General features: G+C 71.8%; 14 protein-coding genes. 7 read left to right on the plus strand and 7 right to left on the minus strand.

Annotation, left to right across the window (positions count from 1 at the left end; translation table 11 throughout):
- Positions 1 to 10: 10 nt before the first annotated feature.
- Both V6V47_RS30120 and V6V47_RS30125 read right to left on the minus strand, forming a co-directional pair.
- A complete protein-coding gene (locus V6V47_RS30120; RefSeq protein ID WP_334631877.1) occupies positions 11 to 703 on the minus strand; it encodes a response regulator transcription factor in 693 nt (230 codons plus the stop codon).
- Positions 700 to 1,905 (minus strand): sensor histidine kinase, encoded by a 1,206-nt coding sequence (locus V6V47_RS30125; protein ID WP_334631879.1) that lies wholly within the window; start codon positions 1,903 to 1,905, stop codon positions 700 to 702. The genes V6V47_RS30120 and V6V47_RS30125 overlap by 4 nt, the downstream gene beginning before the upstream one ends.
- Before the next feature lie 119 nt (positions 1,906 to 2,024).
- On the opposite strand from V6V47_RS30125, the gene V6V47_RS30130 reads away from it, so the two are divergent.
- Together V6V47_RS30130 and V6V47_RS30135 are read left to right on the plus strand one after the other, a co-directional pair.
- Positions 2,025 to 2,567: an orotate phosphoribosyltransferase gene (locus V6V47_RS30130; RefSeq protein WP_334631881.1), complete on the plus strand. Its 543-nt coding sequence runs from the start codon at positions 2,025 to 2,027 to the stop codon at positions 2,565 to 2,567.
- A 180-nt stretch (positions 2,568 to 2,747) separates the two neighbouring features.
- Positions 2,748 to 3,083 (plus strand): hypothetical protein, encoded by a 336-nt coding sequence (locus tag V6V47_RS30135; RefSeq protein WP_334631882.1) that lies wholly within the window; start codon positions 2,748 to 2,750, stop codon positions 3,081 to 3,083.
- Between the two features lie 89 nt (positions 3,084 to 3,172).
- Here the strand turns inward: V6V47_RS30135 and V6V47_RS30140 are convergent, their stop codons facing one another.
- Positions 3,173 to 3,823, minus strand: a complete 651-nt coding sequence (locus V6V47_RS30140; protein WP_334631883.1) for a hypothetical protein — start codon at positions 3,821 to 3,823, stop codon at positions 3,173 to 3,175.
- 273 nt (positions 3,824 to 4,096) lie between these two features.
- Between V6V47_RS30140 and V6V47_RS30145 the strand changes: the two genes are divergently transcribed.
- The gene (locus tag V6V47_RS30145) at positions 4,097 to 4,696 is read left to right on the plus strand and encodes a copper resistance CopC family protein (protein ID WP_334631884.1); all 600 of its coding nucleotides are present in this window, start codon (positions 4,097 to 4,099) and stop codon (positions 4,694 to 4,696) included.
- A 107-nt stretch (positions 4,697 to 4,803) separates the two neighbouring features.
- On the opposite strand, the gene gltX is transcribed toward V6V47_RS30145, so the two are convergent.
- Genes gltX through V6V47_RS30160 form a run of 3 tightly spaced genes read right to left on the minus strand, consistent with a single transcriptional unit; the run spans position 4,804 to position 8,883 of the window.
- Positions 4,804 to 6,213, minus strand: coding sequence for a glutamate--tRNA ligase (gene gltX / locus V6V47_RS30150; RefSeq protein ID WP_334631885.1), 1,410 nt, complete (start codon positions 6,211 to 6,213; stop codon positions 4,804 to 4,806).
- A 46-nt stretch (positions 6,214 to 6,259) separates the two neighbouring features.
- A complete protein-coding gene (locus V6V47_RS30155) occupies positions 6,260 to 7,537 on the minus strand; it encodes an MFS transporter (RefSeq protein WP_334631887.1) in 1,278 nt (425 codons plus the stop codon).
- The gene (locus tag V6V47_RS30160) at positions 7,534 to 8,883 is read right to left on the minus strand and encodes a GH1 family beta-glucosidase (protein ID WP_334631889.1); all 1,350 of its coding nucleotides are present in this window, start codon (positions 8,881 to 8,883) and stop codon (positions 7,534 to 7,536) included. Before V6V47_RS30160 ends, V6V47_RS30155 begins: the two co-directional genes overlap by 4 nt.
- A gap of 188 nt (positions 8,884 to 9,071) precedes the next feature.
- Between V6V47_RS30160 and V6V47_RS30165 the strand changes: the two genes are divergently transcribed.
- Positions 9,072 to 9,521: an SRPBCC domain-containing protein gene (locus V6V47_RS30165; RefSeq protein WP_334631891.1), complete on the plus strand. Its 450-nt coding sequence runs from the start codon at positions 9,072 to 9,074 to the stop codon at positions 9,519 to 9,521.
- A gap of 164 nt (positions 9,522 to 9,685) precedes the next feature.
- On the opposite strand, the gene aceE is transcribed toward V6V47_RS30165, so the two are convergent.
- Entirely contained in the window at positions 9,686 to 12,424 is a 2,739-nt protein-coding gene (aceE, locus tag V6V47_RS30170; protein WP_334631893.1) for a pyruvate dehydrogenase (acetyl-transferring), homodimeric type, read from the minus strand.
- Between the two features lie 206 nt (positions 12,425 to 12,630).
- On the opposite strand from aceE, the gene V6V47_RS30175 reads away from it, so the two are divergent.
- The 3 genes from V6V47_RS30175 to V6V47_RS30185 are packed head-to-tail and all read left to right on the plus strand — an operon-like array spanning position 12,631 to position 13,768.
- Complete coding sequence (locus V6V47_RS30175; RefSeq protein ID WP_334631895.1) at positions 12,631 to 13,131, plus strand: hypothetical protein; 501 nt, start codon at positions 12,631 to 12,633, stop codon at positions 13,129 to 13,131.
- Positions 13,128 to 13,337, plus strand: a complete 210-nt coding sequence (locus tag V6V47_RS30180) for a hypothetical protein (protein WP_334631897.1) — start codon at positions 13,128 to 13,130, stop codon at positions 13,335 to 13,337. The genes V6V47_RS30175 and V6V47_RS30180 overlap by 4 nt, the downstream gene beginning before the upstream one ends.
- Positions 13,338 to 13,363: 26 nt before the next feature.
- Positions 13,364 to 13,768, plus strand: a complete 405-nt coding sequence (locus tag V6V47_RS30185; protein WP_334631899.1) for a YjbQ family protein — start codon at positions 13,364 to 13,366, stop codon at positions 13,766 to 13,768.
- Positions 13,769 to 14,002 lie beyond the last annotated feature (234 nt).

Genomic DNA, 14,002 nt, shown 5'->3' on the forward strand with positions numbered 1-14,002 from the left:
CCGGCCGTGGTCAGGGCGGCGGGGCGGGCGCCGGCAGGCCGGACTCCTGGGCCAGGATCGCGGCCTGCACCCGGCTGCGCAGGTCCAGCTTCGCCAGGATCCGGCTGACATGCGTCTTGGTGGTGCTCTCCGCCAGCACCAACCGGTCGGCGATCTGCTGATTCGACAGGCCCAGGCCGAGGCAGGCCAGCACGTCCCGCTCGCGCGGGGTGAGCGTGTGCAGGGCGGCCCGGGTGGCCGCCGACGCGCCGGGCGCGGTCGCCGCGAAGGCCGCGATCAACCGGCGGGTCACCGCGGGGGCGATGAAACCCTCACCCCGAGCCACCGTACGCACCGCGGCCACCAGCCCGGCGGCGTCGGTGTCCTTCAGCAGGAACCCGGCCGCCCCGGCGCGCAGCGCGCCGAAGACGTACTCGTCGAGGTCGAAGGTGGTCAGCACCAGCACGTCGGCGAGCCGTTCGGTGACGATTTCCCGGGTGGCGGCGATTCCGTCGCGGCGCGGCATTCGCACGTCCAGCACCGCCACGTCCGGCCGCAGCTCTCTGCACAGCGCGACCGCCTCGTCGCCGTCGACCGCCTCACCGACCACCTCGATGCCCGGTGTGCCCGCGAGGATCAGGGCCAGCCCCGCCCGTACCGCCGGCTGGTCGTCGGCGAGCACCACCCGTACCGATGGCTCCGCCACGCCGGCCTCGCCCGTCACCGGTCCTCCCGGGTGGGCAGCGTGGCCCGGACCCGCCAGTGGCCGTCCTGTGGCCCGGCGGTGAACCGGCCATCGAGCAGCGTGGCGCGCTCCCGCATCCCGATCAGCCCGGCCCCGGCGCCCGCGAGGCCCGGGCCGCCCCGGCGCACCGGGTTGCGCACCGTCACGACCACCTCCGCCGGCCGGTACGCGATCGTCAGCTCCGCCTCGCCCGCGCCGTGCTTGAGCGCGTTGGTCAGCGACTCCTGCACGATCCGGTACGCGGCGAGATCCACCCCCACCGGCAGCGGGCCAGGCGTGCCGTCGGTACGCACCCGCACCGCGAGACCGGCGGCCCGGATCAGCTCGACCAGCCGGTCCACCTCGGCGAGCCGAGCGGTGACCGCGTCCGGCAGCGCGCCGCCGTCGACCGTCGGCTGCCGCCCGTCACCGGCGCCCGGCTCGCGCAACAGCTCGATCATCTGCCGCATCTCCGCCAGCCCCTGCACGCTGCTCTCGCGGATCACCCGCAACGCCGACTCGACCTGGGCGCGGTTCAGCCCCGACACCGACAGCGCGGCGGTGGCGTGGATGGCCACCGCGCTGAGGTGGTTGGCGACAACGTCGTGCAGCTCCCGGGCCATCCGTGCACGCTCGGCGCTCACCGCCTGCCAACGGTCCAGCTCGACCAGCCGGGCGGTCTGTTCGGCCCGGGCCCGCTCGGCGGCGGCCTGGTCGCGGTACTGCCGCACGCTGATCCCGGTCAGCACCGGTAGCAGGCCGGCGAGCACCACCGGCACCCCCACCGCAGCCCCGCGCCACTGGCCGAAGCCGAGTACGCCGACCGCCACCCCGAGCAGGCTCAGCGCCACGGTGATCCGCAACAGCCACCGCCACAGTCGGGCGGGGCCGTACACGCAGGCGTCGTAGAGCACCTGGGTGTAGACCACGACCGTGCCCAGCGAAGCGCCCAGCAGGGTGTCCACCACCAGCGCCGCGGTGCCGACGCCCAGGCTGATCTGCGGCGCGACCCGGCGCAGGCCGACGGCCACACACACCGCCAGCAGTGGCGGCAGGAACAGCGCCGGTGGCACGTCCGGGTGCGGGACGATCTGCGGCTGCATGCCCAGGCCGTACAGGACCAGACCACCGGCCAGCGACGCCCCGGCCAGCATCAGATCCCGGCCCGGCGTGCCGGAGCCGAGCCACGGTGGCGGTCGCATGCCCCGATCCCACCACAGCCGTCGTCTCCCGGACTCCGACCGGGGGAGGACCTCGGCCGGCCTGGCATGCGCCGAAAGGGGTACGCCCAGCACCGCCCGATGGGGCGAGAATGATCATCATGACCGAGGGAGACACCAAGGCCGCGCTGGCCCGTGAGATCGATGCCACCTGCCGCCTGACGGGACAGTTCGTGCTCCGGTCCGGCCGGACCGCCGACGAGTATTTCGACAAGTACCGCTTCGAGGCCGATCCCCGCCTGCTGGACCGGGTCGCCGCCGGCCTGGCGCCCCTGGTGCCGACGGACACCGAGGTGCTGGCCGGGCTCGAGATGGGCGGGATTCCGGTGGTGACCGCGCTCGGTCGGCACACCGGGCTGCCCTGCGCCTTCGTCCGCAAGACGGCGAAGCCGTACGGCACGGCACGGCTGGCCGAGGGAGCGGACCTGGCCGGACGACGGGTGCTGGTCGTCGAGGACGTCGTCACCTCCGGAGGGCAGGTGGTCATCTCCGCTGGTCAGATGAGGGAGCTGGGTGCCCGGGTGGATCACGCGCTCTGTGTCATCGACCGTGCCGAGGGCGGCGCGGCCCTGCTGGCCGAGCACGGTGTGGCCCTGCGGGCGCTGTTCACCCGAGCCGATCTGGAGGCGCACCGCACCCGCTGACCCGTCCTGCTGGGGCCGCCGCGTCCCGCCGGGTGAACGAGACGGAACGAACCCGTGAACTGCGCAACTGGCAGAGGACCCGGGGTACGCGGCGCGCGTCCCGTCGGTCCCGGCCAGTACGGTGACAGGGCACGCCGGGGGGAGCACCGGCGGGTGAGTGCGAGCGTGAGGAGATCGGGGATGTCGCACGGGGAGGCCGACCACGGCTGCGCCCAGGGCGAGCCCTGCCGGCCGGGGCACGACCCGCAGCCGGCTGCCAAGCACCGCCGGGCGGTCGGCGGAGTGCCGCTCCCGGCGGAGCCGATCACCGGCCGTCCCGCCGAGCGCGATGACGACGATGTCGCAGTGCCCCGCCAGCGGGCCGCCGAGCCGCCACTGACCGGCGAGCCGGATCTCGACATCGTCTCCGGCTGCCGCAGCGAGCTGCCCGGATGGGCCGGTGCCCACCGGCACGGGCCGGTCCGGCCACGGCCGCGAGCCACCCGCCGAGAGGGCCCACCGCGCCGCTGGTGCTGACCACCTGCGGAGTCAGCGGCCGGCCGCGCCGGCGGGCCCGGCGGCAGCGCTGCGGGCCTGGCGTCCGCGCCGCGGGCCCGGCGACGAGGTCAGCGGGTCCGGCGGCGGATCAGCAGCGCGATCCCGGCGAGGCCGACCGTGATGGTCAGCATCACCGCGACGTTGAGTAGCAGCAGGCGCTGCAGCTCACCGAGCGCGTCGTCGATGTTCTTGGCCGGATCGAGAGTGTCCTCCGGGAGCACCCGCTCGCCACCGCCCACGCCGCCCGTGACCGTGTCGAACTGCCGCTCGAGCGGCACGCCGGCGGTGCGCAGCGTCTCGGACATGTTGAGCCGGCCCAGGAACCAGCCAGCGCTGGTCTTGCGGGCGTCCGGCTGCTTCGCCGGCCGGTAGATCCGTGGACCGCCGGCCGCCTTCGGGTAGAGGTCGTACGTCTGCTTCGGCGTCTCCCCGACGAGCACCACGACGGTGTACTTCGGACCGAGGTCGGCCGCCTTCGGACCGGTCGGCAGGCCGATGCGGCCGAGGAAGTTGACCTGGTCGATGATCGCGACCACGTGCGTCGGCCGGGTGTCCGAGCGCAGCCGCAGCGGCTGGGCAAGCCCTGGGCCGGTGACGTCCACTCCGGCGGGTTGCGGCTTCGGTGCCGCCGAGGACGGCCCGGCCGTGCCCAGCGACAGCAGCGCCGCCGCCAGCGTGCCGACCACCACGGTGGCCCACCGCCTCATCTGTCGGACCATCCCGCCTCCTCGCCCCGTTCGATGGATGGCTTCGCCGTGACGTCCGGATCGGGCGGCCGGTGGCGGGACCGACCTGGCGGTCGGCACCCACACTCACAGACTCCGCAGAACGTCGAAGGATTGCAGCTTGTGGAACAGTAATTGGAACTATCTGCGATCTCTGCTCGACTAATGAGGAGCTATTTTGATCAGCGGGCGGATCGTACCTTTACGGAGGGGTTCATGGGGGGCAGGGTTACACGTTTGGTAGGGGTCGTACCAGTGGTGCTCGGCGTGGCGTTCGGTGTGTCGTTGCTGTTCCCGGCGACCCCGGCGGCAGCGCACAATTCGCTGACCGGCAGCGATCCGCGCAACGGCGCCCGGGTGGCCACGGCGCCTGCCCGGATCGAGCTCCGCTTCCTGGCCAAGCTCGACCCGGCTACGACGAAGATCACAGTAACCGGACCGGACAATGTGGTCGCCGGCGGCCTGCCCACGTTCACCGGCAGCCGGGCCCGGGTGCCGTTCAAGCCGGGCGCCGCAGGGCTCTACATCGTCGGCTACCAGGTGCCGTCCAGTGACGGCCATCCGTTGAAGGGCGAGGTGCGGTTCACCCTCACCACCGGCACGCCCGCCGACCCGACCGGCTCGCCGTCGGCCGCTGCACCCGCAGCGGGGTCGACAGGAGGGTCGACGACGGCGGGGGCGACCCCGGCGGGGTCGGCCTCGGTCACCCCGAACGCGGGAGTCACCAGCGTGACCGGGGCCGTGCCGGTGGCGCAGGAGCGGGCCGCCTCCGGCAACCGTTGGTGGCCCTGGGCGCTCGGCGTCCTGGTGCTGCTCGCCGCCGCGGCGACCGGGCTGCTCGTCCGTCGCCGCACCAACCGCGGCTGAGCAGATACCGACCCGCCCGCCCCCTGGCCCCGAGCCTCGGTCAGCTCAGACAGCCGACGCCGCCTCCGCGTTTCCAGCGGGGGCGGCGTCGCGCGTGACGGGAACGGTCAGACCAGGCGGACCCGGGCAGCGCGCATCCGGGTCAGGGCGCGCTCGCGGCCGAGCACCTCCAGCGACTCGAACAGCGGCAGGCCCACGGTGCGGCCGGTGACCGCGACCCGGACCGGCGCCTGGGTCTTGCCGAGCTTGAGGCCGCGCTCGGCGCCGACCGCCTCCAGCGTCGACTTCAGCGACTCGGCGTCCCAGGACTCCAGCGCCTCGAAGGCGACGATGGCGGCGTCCAGCAGCTCGGCGGAGCCGTCCTTCATGGTCTTGGCCCAGGCCGCCTCGTCGATCAGCGGCGAGGCCAGGAAGAGGAAGTCGACGTTCGGCACGATCTCGCTGAGCAGCGCGAGCCGGGTCTGGGCCAGCGGCGCCACGGCGGCGAACGCCTCGGCGTCGAACTCCTCGGGCTGCCAGGGCGGCGGTGCGATGGTGTCGGTGCCGGTCAGCCACGGCTGGCAGGCGTCGATGAACTCGGCCACCGGCAGCGCGCGAATGTATTCACCGTTGAACGCGCGCAGCTTCTTCTCGTCGAAGAACGCCGAGGAGAGGTTGACCTCGTCCAGCCGGAACTCGTCCTCGATGACCGACCAGGGCACGATCTCCCGGTCGCCGGAGGGCGCCCAACCGAGCAGCATCAGATAGTTGCGCATCGCGCCGGCGAGGTAACCCTCGTCCCGGTACGCCTCGAGGGCGACCTTGTCCCGGCGCTTGGAGAGCTTCTGCCGCTTCTCGTTGACCACCACCGGCACGTGCGCCCAGATCGGCGGCTTGACCCCGAGGGCTTCCCAGAGCAACTGCTGCTTGGGGGTGTTGGGCAGGTGCTCCTCGGCCCGGATCACGTGGGTGATCCCCATGGTCATGTCGTCGACGACGTTGGCCAGCAGGAAGACCGGCGAGCCGTCGCCCCGGGCGATGACGAAGTCCTCGATGAGCTTGTTCTCGAAGGTGGGCTCACCACGGATCAGGTCGACCACCACTGTCGCACCCTCGTCGGGCGTACGGAAGCGCAGGGCGTGCCCCTCGCCGGGGCCGAGGCCACGGTCGCGGTGGTAGCCGTCGTAGCCCTGGTACTGCGAGCCGGTGCGGGCCTGCACGTCCTCGCGGGTGCAGTCGCAGTAGTAGGCGCGGCCCGAGTCGTACAGGCGCGCGGCGGCGGCCCGGTGCTCACCGGCGTTCGCCGACTGGAAGTACGGGCCCTCGTAGCTGCCCCGGGAGATGCCGATCCAGTCCAGCGCGGAGAGGATGCCCTCGGTCCATTCGGGCTTGTTGCGCGCCGCGTCGGTGTCCTCGATGCGCAGCACGAACACGCCGCCCTGCTGCTTGGCGTAGATCCAGTTCTGCAGCGCCGAGCGGGCGCCGCCGACGTGGAACATACCGGTCGGGGAGGGGGCGAATCGCACACGTACTGTCACGTCCCCCAGCCTACGGCGGTGCGCGACTGCTTTCCGCCACCGCCCCCTAGGGCACCGAGCGGATCTTGACGACCAGGGCGCTGCCGAGCAGGGTGACCACTGCGGTGACCGCGTAGAGCGTGGGATAGCCGCCCAGGTACACCACGAGCGGGGCGGAGAGCGCCGGCCCGAGCACCTGCGGCGCCGAGTTGGCGATGTTGATGACGCCCAGGTCCTTGGCCCGGTCGGTGGCCCGGGGCAGCACCTGGGTGATCAACGCGGCGTCCACCGAGAGGTAGACGCCGTACCCGGCGCCGAGCAGCAGCGCCGCGACGATGGCCATCGGCCAGACCGGCGCGACCGCGAGCAGCAGCGCCGCCACCGCCATGATCAGCCCGGAGACGATCACGTAGATCTTGCGGCGGCCGGAACGGTCGGACATCCGGCCGGCGACCACAGCCGTCAGCATCATCCCGAGCGTGTAGAGCAGGATCAGCACCAGCAGGCCGCCCTCGGGGTCGGGGTGGCGCACCCCGTCGGTGAGGAAGTACAGCAGATAGAGGGTGCCCAGGGCGTTGCCGAGCTGGACCAGGAACCGGGTGATCCAGGCCCAGGCGAAGTCCGGGTGCTGACGCGGGCTGATCCACATCGAGGCCAGCAGCGCCCGCGTGCGCACCACGGGCCGATGGGTACGCGGCAGCGGCTCGTCGGGGGTGAGCAGCGCGAACGGCAGCGACAGCAGCAGGATGGCCACGGCGATGGCGAGGTAGCCGGCGGCGTTGCCGGTGACCACTGCGGTGACCAGCACCGCGCCGAGCACCAGCCCGAGCGCCTGCGGGATGCCCACCCAACCCGAGACCCCGCCGCGCTGCGTCACCGGAACCCGGTCCGGGATGGCGGCACTGAGGCTGGCCAGCATCGCGTTGAAGCAGACCTGCGCGGCGACCCAGCCGAGGGCGACCCCGAGGATGGTCCGTTGCTGGGCCAGCAGCACCAGGGCCGCCGCGCCGAGCACGGCCCCGCCCGCCGTCCAGACGTGCCGACGACCGAACTCGCGGCCGGCGATCCGTAGGCAGGTCCGGTCGGAGTAAGCGCCCGCCAGGGGGTTGGCCAGCACCGCTGCCAGCGCACCGAGGCCGGTGACCACGGCCAGCATGTTCTCCTTGTCGCCGGGCGCGATCTGCTCGATCTGCTGCGGCAGCAGCACCTGGATGGGCGTGAAGAACGCCATCCACACGCCGAGGTTGGCCGCGAAGATCAAACCGATCCAGCTGCGGCGCACCGGCACCGTCGGCTCGGCGAGCGCCGCCGGCAGCGACGCCGGCGTCGGGTCGACGGTGGTCACCGCGTCGACCCCGGCCGGCTGGCCGCGATCACGTCCCGCAGCCAGGTGTACGAGGATTTCGGCGTACGGGTCTGGGTGGCGTAGTCGACGTGCACCAGACCGAAGCGCTTGGTGAACCCCTCGGCCCACTCCCAGTTGTCCAGCAGTGACCAGACGAAGTACCCGCGGACGTCCACGCCGTCGTCGATGGCGTCCCGTACCGCCCGCAGGTGGCCATCGAGGTAGGCGATCCGGTCCGGGTCGGGCACCTGGCCGTCGGAGTCCACGACGTCGTCGTACGCGCAGCCGCTCTCGGTGATCTCGATTGGTGGCAGTGCGTCGCCGTACGTGTCGTGTAGCCAGCCGAGCAGGTCGCGCAGCCCGTCGGGGGCCACCGGCCAGTCGAAGGCGGTACGCGGATAACCCTCCAACGGGACCAGGTCGAACGGCAGTGGCGAATCCGCCTCTGCGGCCCGTACACCGGTCGGGTTGTAGTAGTTGACCCCGAGCACGTCGATCGGTGCGGCGATCGTGTCGAGGTCGCCGGGGTGGACCACGCCGGGGTCGAGGCCGGGCAGTTCCGGGTAGCCCCGACCGAGCAGGGGGTCGGTGAAGAGCCGGTTGTGCAGTGCCTCGTACGCCGCCCCGGCGGCCCGGTCGACGTCACGGTCGCCGAGCACCCGCACCGGGGAGTAGTTGTTGGCGATCGCCACCGGGCTCGCGGTGCGGGTCCGCAGCGCGGCGACCGCGAGCCCGTGCCCGAGCAGTTGGTGGTGGGCGACCGGAAAGGCGTCGAAGAGCAGCGCCTGGCCGGGGGCGTGCACGCCCATGCCGTAGCCGAGGCTCATCTGAATGAACGGCTCGTTCAGGGTGATCCAGAGCCGGACCCGGTCGCCGAGCCGCGCGGCGGTCTTCTCGGCGTACTCGGCGAACCGGGCCGCGGTGTCGCGGTGCAGCCAGCCGCCGGCGTCCTCGAGCGGTTGGGGCAGGTCCCAGTGGTAGAGGGTGGCCACCGGGTCGATGCCCGCGGTCAGCAGGTCGTCCACCAGGCGGTCGTAGAAGTCCAGGCCGGCGGCGTTGGCCGGGCCGGCGCCGGTGGGCTGGACCCGGGGCCAGGCGATCGAGAAGCGGTACCCCGAGACGCCCAGCCCGGACAGCAGCGCGACGTCCTCGGCGTGCCGGTGGTAGTGGTCGCAGGCGACCTCGCCGGTGCTGCCGTCGCTGATCCGGCCGGGGGAGTGCGCGAAGGTGTCCCAGATGGACGGTCCGCGTCCGTCGGCGGTCGTGGCGCCCTCGATCTGGTGGGCCGAGGTGGAGACGCCCCAGCGGAAGTCGGCGGGGAATTCCGGCATCGGTGCGGTCGGCATGCGCCCTCCCGATCAACATGAAATGTGTTCGGGACTCTAAAGCGCTCCGGGTCAATGCGCCATAGGCCGGGATGACGCAATGCGCAATGGTTGATCGGCGTGTCTTTTTCCGAACCCGTCCTGGTACGTCCGATTTTGCGCATAGAGTGCCGATATCGTGTGATGTCCTCACTGGAGGAAAGACGGAAATGATCCTCGTGGAACGCAGTGCGCACGTGGCGGCGCCGGTGGAAATGGTCTGGGACGTCGTACAGCGGGCCGAGCAGTTGCCGGCCTGGCTGGCGGGGGTCCGCGCGGCCGAGGTGCTCTCGGGAGAGGGCTTCGGACGGCGGCAGTTGGTCCAGGCGGGGCGCGGCTCGGCGCATGAGGCCGAGGTGATCGCCTACCAGGAGCCGAACCTGATCGGCTGGCGGGAACGGGCCAAAGGTGCCGGTGCTCGCGCGGAGGCGCGCACCGAGATCTACGTCCAGCTCACTCCCGACGAGGAGGAAGAGGGCGGGACCGTCGTGCGGCTCATCGTGGTCCGCTGGCCGGCCGGTCCGGTCAAGGCGGCCATGCTGCGACTGGGCCTGCGTCGAGTCGGCGCCGACCTGGAAGACTCGCTGGCCCGGCTGACCGACCTGGCCGCCGTAGGCTGACCGGCCCCGCATCGACCCTCGTCGCGTCGATCATGGACTTGTGGTGCCGGGTACGAGGTGACTTCACCGCTTCGTTCCCCAGCACAACTCGATGATCGACGGGGGCTGGAAACCAGGAAGGACCGGCGCGGGGGTGCGCCGGGCCTTCCTGGTTCGTGCGGGACCTAGCTGTCGCCACCGGTCTTGCCGACCGGAGCGGCGTTGACGTCGTCGATCGCGTACTTCTTGGCGGCCTCGGCCGGGACGGTGGCCGGCACTGCGCCGCTGCGGGCGAGCTGCCGCAGGGTGGCGACCACGATCGACTCGGCGTCGACGTGGAAGTGCCGGCGCAGCGCGTGCCGCGTGTCCGACATGCCGTAGCCGTCGGTGCCGAGCGAGGTGTAGTCACCCGGTACCCAGCGTGCGATCAGGTCCGGTACCGCGCGCATCCAGTCGCTGACCGCGACCTTCGGCCCGTCCGCGTCGGCCAGCTTCTGCTGGATGTACGGCACCTTCGCTTCGGCACCCGGGTTGAGCAGGTTGTACTCCTCGCACTCCACCGCGTCCCGGCGCAGCTCGGTCCAGGAGGTCACCGACCAGACGTTGGCGGCCACCCCCCAGTCCTGGGCGAGCAGCTGCTGGGCCTTGAGCGCCCACTGCATGCCGGTGCCGGAGGCCAGCACGTTGGCCTTCGGGCCGTCGACCTGCGGCGCGGGGGAGTAGTGGTAGATGCCCTTGAGCAGGCCCTCCACGTCCACCCCGGCCGGCTCGGCCGGCTGCAGGCTCGGCTCGTTGTAGACCGTCAGGTAGTAGAAGACGTTCTCCTGCGCGTCCCCGTACATCCGGTGCAGACCCTGCTCCACGATGTGCGCGATCTCGTAGGCGAACGCCGGGTCGTACGCGACCACCGCCGGGTTGGTGGCGGCGATCAGCAGCGAGTGGCCGTCCTCGTGCTGCAGGCCCTCACCATTGAGCGTCGTCCGGCCGGCGGTGGCACCGAGCAGGAAGCCCCGGGCCATCTGGTCGGCAGCGGCCCACAGACCGTCGGCGGTCCGCTGGAACCCGAACATCGAGTAGAAGATGTACATCGGGATCATCGGCTCGTCGTGCGTGGCGTACGCCGAACCGGCCGCCGTGAACGAGGCGACCGAACCGGCCTCGTTGATCCCCTCGTGCAGGATCTGCCCCGTGGTCGACTCCTTGTACGACAGGAACAGGTCCCGGTCGACCGAGGTGTAGCGCTGGCCGTGCGGCGAGTAGATCTTCGCGGTCGGGAAGATCGAGTCGAGGCCGAAGGTGCGCGCCTCGTCCGGGATGATCGGCACCCAGCGCTTGCCGAACTCCTTGTCCTTCATGATGTCCTTGAGCAGGCGGACGAAGGCCTGCGTGGTGGCCACCTTCTGCTTGCCCGAGCCGCGCTTGATGTCGGCGAACCGCTCCGGGCCGGGGATGGCCAGGCGCTTGGTCTTGGTCCGGCGGGACGGCAGGAAGCCGCCGAGCTGCTCGCGCCGCTCCCGGAGGTACGCCAGCTCCTCGGACTTCTCGCCCGGGTGGTAGTACGGCGGCAGGTAGGGGTTGTCCTCCAGCGCCGAGTCCGGGATGTCCAGGTAGAGCCGGTCACGGAAGGTCTTCAAGTCCTCCAGCGTCAGCTTCTTCATCTGGTGGGTCGCGTTGCGGCCCTCGAAGTGCGAGCCGAGCGTCCAGCCCTTGATCGTCTTCGCCAGGATGACGGTGGGCTGACCGGTGTGCTCGGTGGCCGCCTTGTAGGCCGCGTAGAGCTTGCGGTAGTCGTGCCCACCCCGCTTGAGGTTCCAGATCTCGTCGTCGCTCAGCGGGTCGACCATCTTGCGGGTCCGCGCGTCACGGCCGAAGAAGTGCTCCCGGACGTACGCCCCGGACTCCGCCTTGTAGGTCTGGAAGTCGCCGTCGGTCGTGGTGTTCATGAGGTTCACCAGCGCGCCGTCGGTGTCCGCGGCGAGCAGCGGGTCCCACTCCCGGCCCCAGACCACCTTGATCACGTTCCAGCCGGCGCCCCGGAAGAACGACTCCAGCTCCTGCATGACCTTGCCGTTGCCACGGACCGGGCCGTCCAACCGCTGAAGGTTGCAGTTGATCACGAAGGTGAGGTTGTCGAGCTCCTCGCGGGCGGCCACACCAATGGCGCCGAGCGTCTCCGGCTCGTCCATCTCACCGTCGCCGAGGAACGCCCAGACGTGCTGCTGGGAGGTGTCCTTGATGCCGCGGTGCTGCAGGTAGCGGTTGAACCGCGCCTGGTAGATCGCGTTCAGACCACCGAGCCCCATCGAGACGGTGGGGAACTCCCAGAAGTCCGGCATCAGCCGCGGGTGCGGGTACGACGGCAGCCCCCCGCCCGGGTGCGACAACTCCTGCCGGAACCCGTCGAGCTGGTGCTCGCTGAGCCGCCCCTCCAGGAACGCTCGCGCGTACATGCCGGGGGAGGCGTGGCCCTGGTAGTAGATCTGGTCGCCGCCACCCGGGTGGTTCTTGCCCCGGAAGAAGTGGTTGAAGCCCACCTCGTAGAGCGATGCGGAGCTGGCGAAGGTGGAGATGTGCCCGCCGACACCGATCTCCGGGCGCTGCGCCCGGTGCACCAGCATCGCGGCGTTCCACCGGACGTAGGCCCGGATCCGTCGTTCGACGTGCTCGTCGCCCGGGAACCACGGCTCGCGCTCCGACGGGATCGTGTTGATGTAGTCGGTGGTGGTCAGGGGCGGAACCCCGACCTGGCGCTCGCGGGCCCGCTCCAGCAGGCGCAGCATGACGTAGCGAGCGCGTTTGGCGCCGCGTTCGTCGATGACACCATCAAGCGACTCGACCCATTCGCTGGTCTCTTCAGGGTCGATGTCCGGAAGCTGGCTCGGTAGGCCGTCGCTGATCACCGGGCGCTTGCGTTCCGTAGCCACAGGCGTTCCCTCGGTTGTGTGTGGGATAGGTCTCTAGCGCCATCCTGCCTCCTGGTGGCACCCGCCGTCACGTCTAGACCCCCTCGACGCGACGCTCAACACACGTACCAATCGGTAACTTAGCGCGATCGGGCGCGGCTCGGCCTTCGAGCGGACAAGCTCGCTCGCCCACGGCGGCCTTGCCCGCGGCCCCTACCGTCGCGGGCATGAGAAGGGGCCCTGCCGCGGTCGCCGGGATCATGATCGTTGCCGGTGTGTCGGTCACGGTGGTGGGTGCGCTCGAATTCGCCGGCGGCGACGCGGCGGCGGTGGGACTGGTGCCCTTCGGTGCGCTGCTGGTGGTGCTCGGCGCGGTCCTGCTCCGGGACTCGGCCGCGTGGCCAGAGTGTCGCGTCAACCGGGCCGCCGTCGGGACGGTGCGGACACCTCCGGCGGTGGCCTGCACCCGGCGCCGCCCGGAACCGTCGGCGCCGAGCTCGGCAGCCACGATCGTGATCGTGACGGCGGCTTCGGTGGCCTGGATGCTCCCGGCGGCCTGGACAGGCCCGGCGGGCGGGATGGTTCCGGCGGCCCGGATAGGCCCGGCGGGCGGGATGGTTCCGGCGGTCCGGATAGGTCCGGCGGCCTGGATGGTTCCGGCGGTCGGAATGGGTCTGGCGGCCTGGATGGTTCCGGCGGTCGGAATGGGTCTGGTGGTCCGGAGTTGATCGGCGGCCAGGATGGCGACGGCGACGGCGGGTCCGGCCGCTCCGACGGCCGGGATGGTTCCGGTGGCCCGGAGCTGGTCGGCGGCGGGACGAGCGGCGGCTCCGGGTCCTGGAGCGGCGGCGGCGATTCCGGCGGTGGCGGTGGCGGCGACTCCGGGGGTGGCTGGGGCGGTGGGGGCGGTGACTCCGGTGGCGGCGGCAGCTGATTCCGCGCTGGGGCAGAATGCGACGTATGCGCAGTGACGTGATCACCGTCCAGACCGGGTCCCGGCCGGTCGTCCGGGACATCACCGACGAGGCCCAGGCGTTCGTCTCCGGCCAGGGAGACGGGCTGCTGCACGTCTTCGTGCCGCACGCCACCGCCGGGCTGGCGATCATCGAGACCGGTGCCGGCTCCGACGACGACCTGCTGCGGGCGATCGACGACCTGCTCCCCACCGACGGCCGCTGGCGGCACCGGCACGGCTCGCCCGGCCACGGCCGGGATCACGTGCTGCCCGCCTTCATTCCGCCGTACGCGACCCTGCCGGTGCTCGACGGGCGGCTGGCGTTGGGCACCTGGCAGTCGATCTGCCTGGTCGACACCAACGGCGACAATCCGGTCCGCCAGGTCCGCTTCACCTTCCTCCCCGCCTGACCCCCGCTCCACGCGGTGTGCCCGCCGCCGTTCGGCACAAGATCCGCGCAACTTCCGGGAAACTGCTGCCTCAGCGCGCGTTGAGGCAGCAACATCCCCGAACCTGCGCGGATCTTGAAGCAGCGGCGCGGGCAGCGCGGCGTGCGGTGCGGGCGCAGCGCGCGGGCAGCGCGGGCGCGGCGCGGGCAGCGCGGGTGCAGCGGGCGCAGCGGCGGGCGGGCGCAGCGGCGGGCG

The sequence above is a fragment of the Micromonospora sp. CPCC 205539 genome, from assembly GCF_036906815.1.
In the GTDB taxonomy this organism is placed as follows: domain Bacteria; phylum Actinomycetota; class Actinomycetes; order Mycobacteriales; family Micromonosporaceae; genus Micromonospora.

Coding starts and splice junctions, on each gene's coding strand:
- V6V47_RS30160 (WP_334631889.1), bottom strand. CDS start 8,883: ATGCCGACCGCACCGATGCCGGAATTCCCCGCCGACTTCCGCTGGGGC.
- V6V47_RS30175 (WP_334631895.1), top strand. CDS start 12,631: ATGAGAAGGGGCCCTGCCGCGGTCGCCGGGATCATGATCGTTGCCGGT.
- V6V47_RS30165 (WP_334631891.1), top strand. CDS start 9,072: ATGATCCTCGTGGAACGCAGTGCGCACGTGGCGGCGCCGGTGGAAATG.
- V6V47_RS30135 (WP_334631882.1), top strand. CDS start 2,748: ATGTCGCACGGGGAGGCCGACCACGGCTGCGCCCAGGGCGAGCCCTGC.
- V6V47_RS30125 (WP_334631879.1), bottom strand. CDS start 1,905: ATGCGACCGCCACCGTGGCTCGGCTCCGGCACGCCGGGCCGGGATCTG.
- V6V47_RS30185 (WP_334631899.1), top strand. CDS start 13,364: ATGCGCAGTGACGTGATCACCGTCCAGACCGGGTCCCGGCCGGTCGTC.
- V6V47_RS30140 (WP_334631883.1), bottom strand. CDS start 3,823: ATGGTCCGACAGATGAGGCGGTGGGCCACCGTGGTGGTCGGCACGCTG.
- V6V47_RS30130 (WP_334631881.1), top strand. CDS start 2,025: ATGACCGAGGGAGACACCAAGGCCGCGCTGGCCCGTGAGATCGATGCC.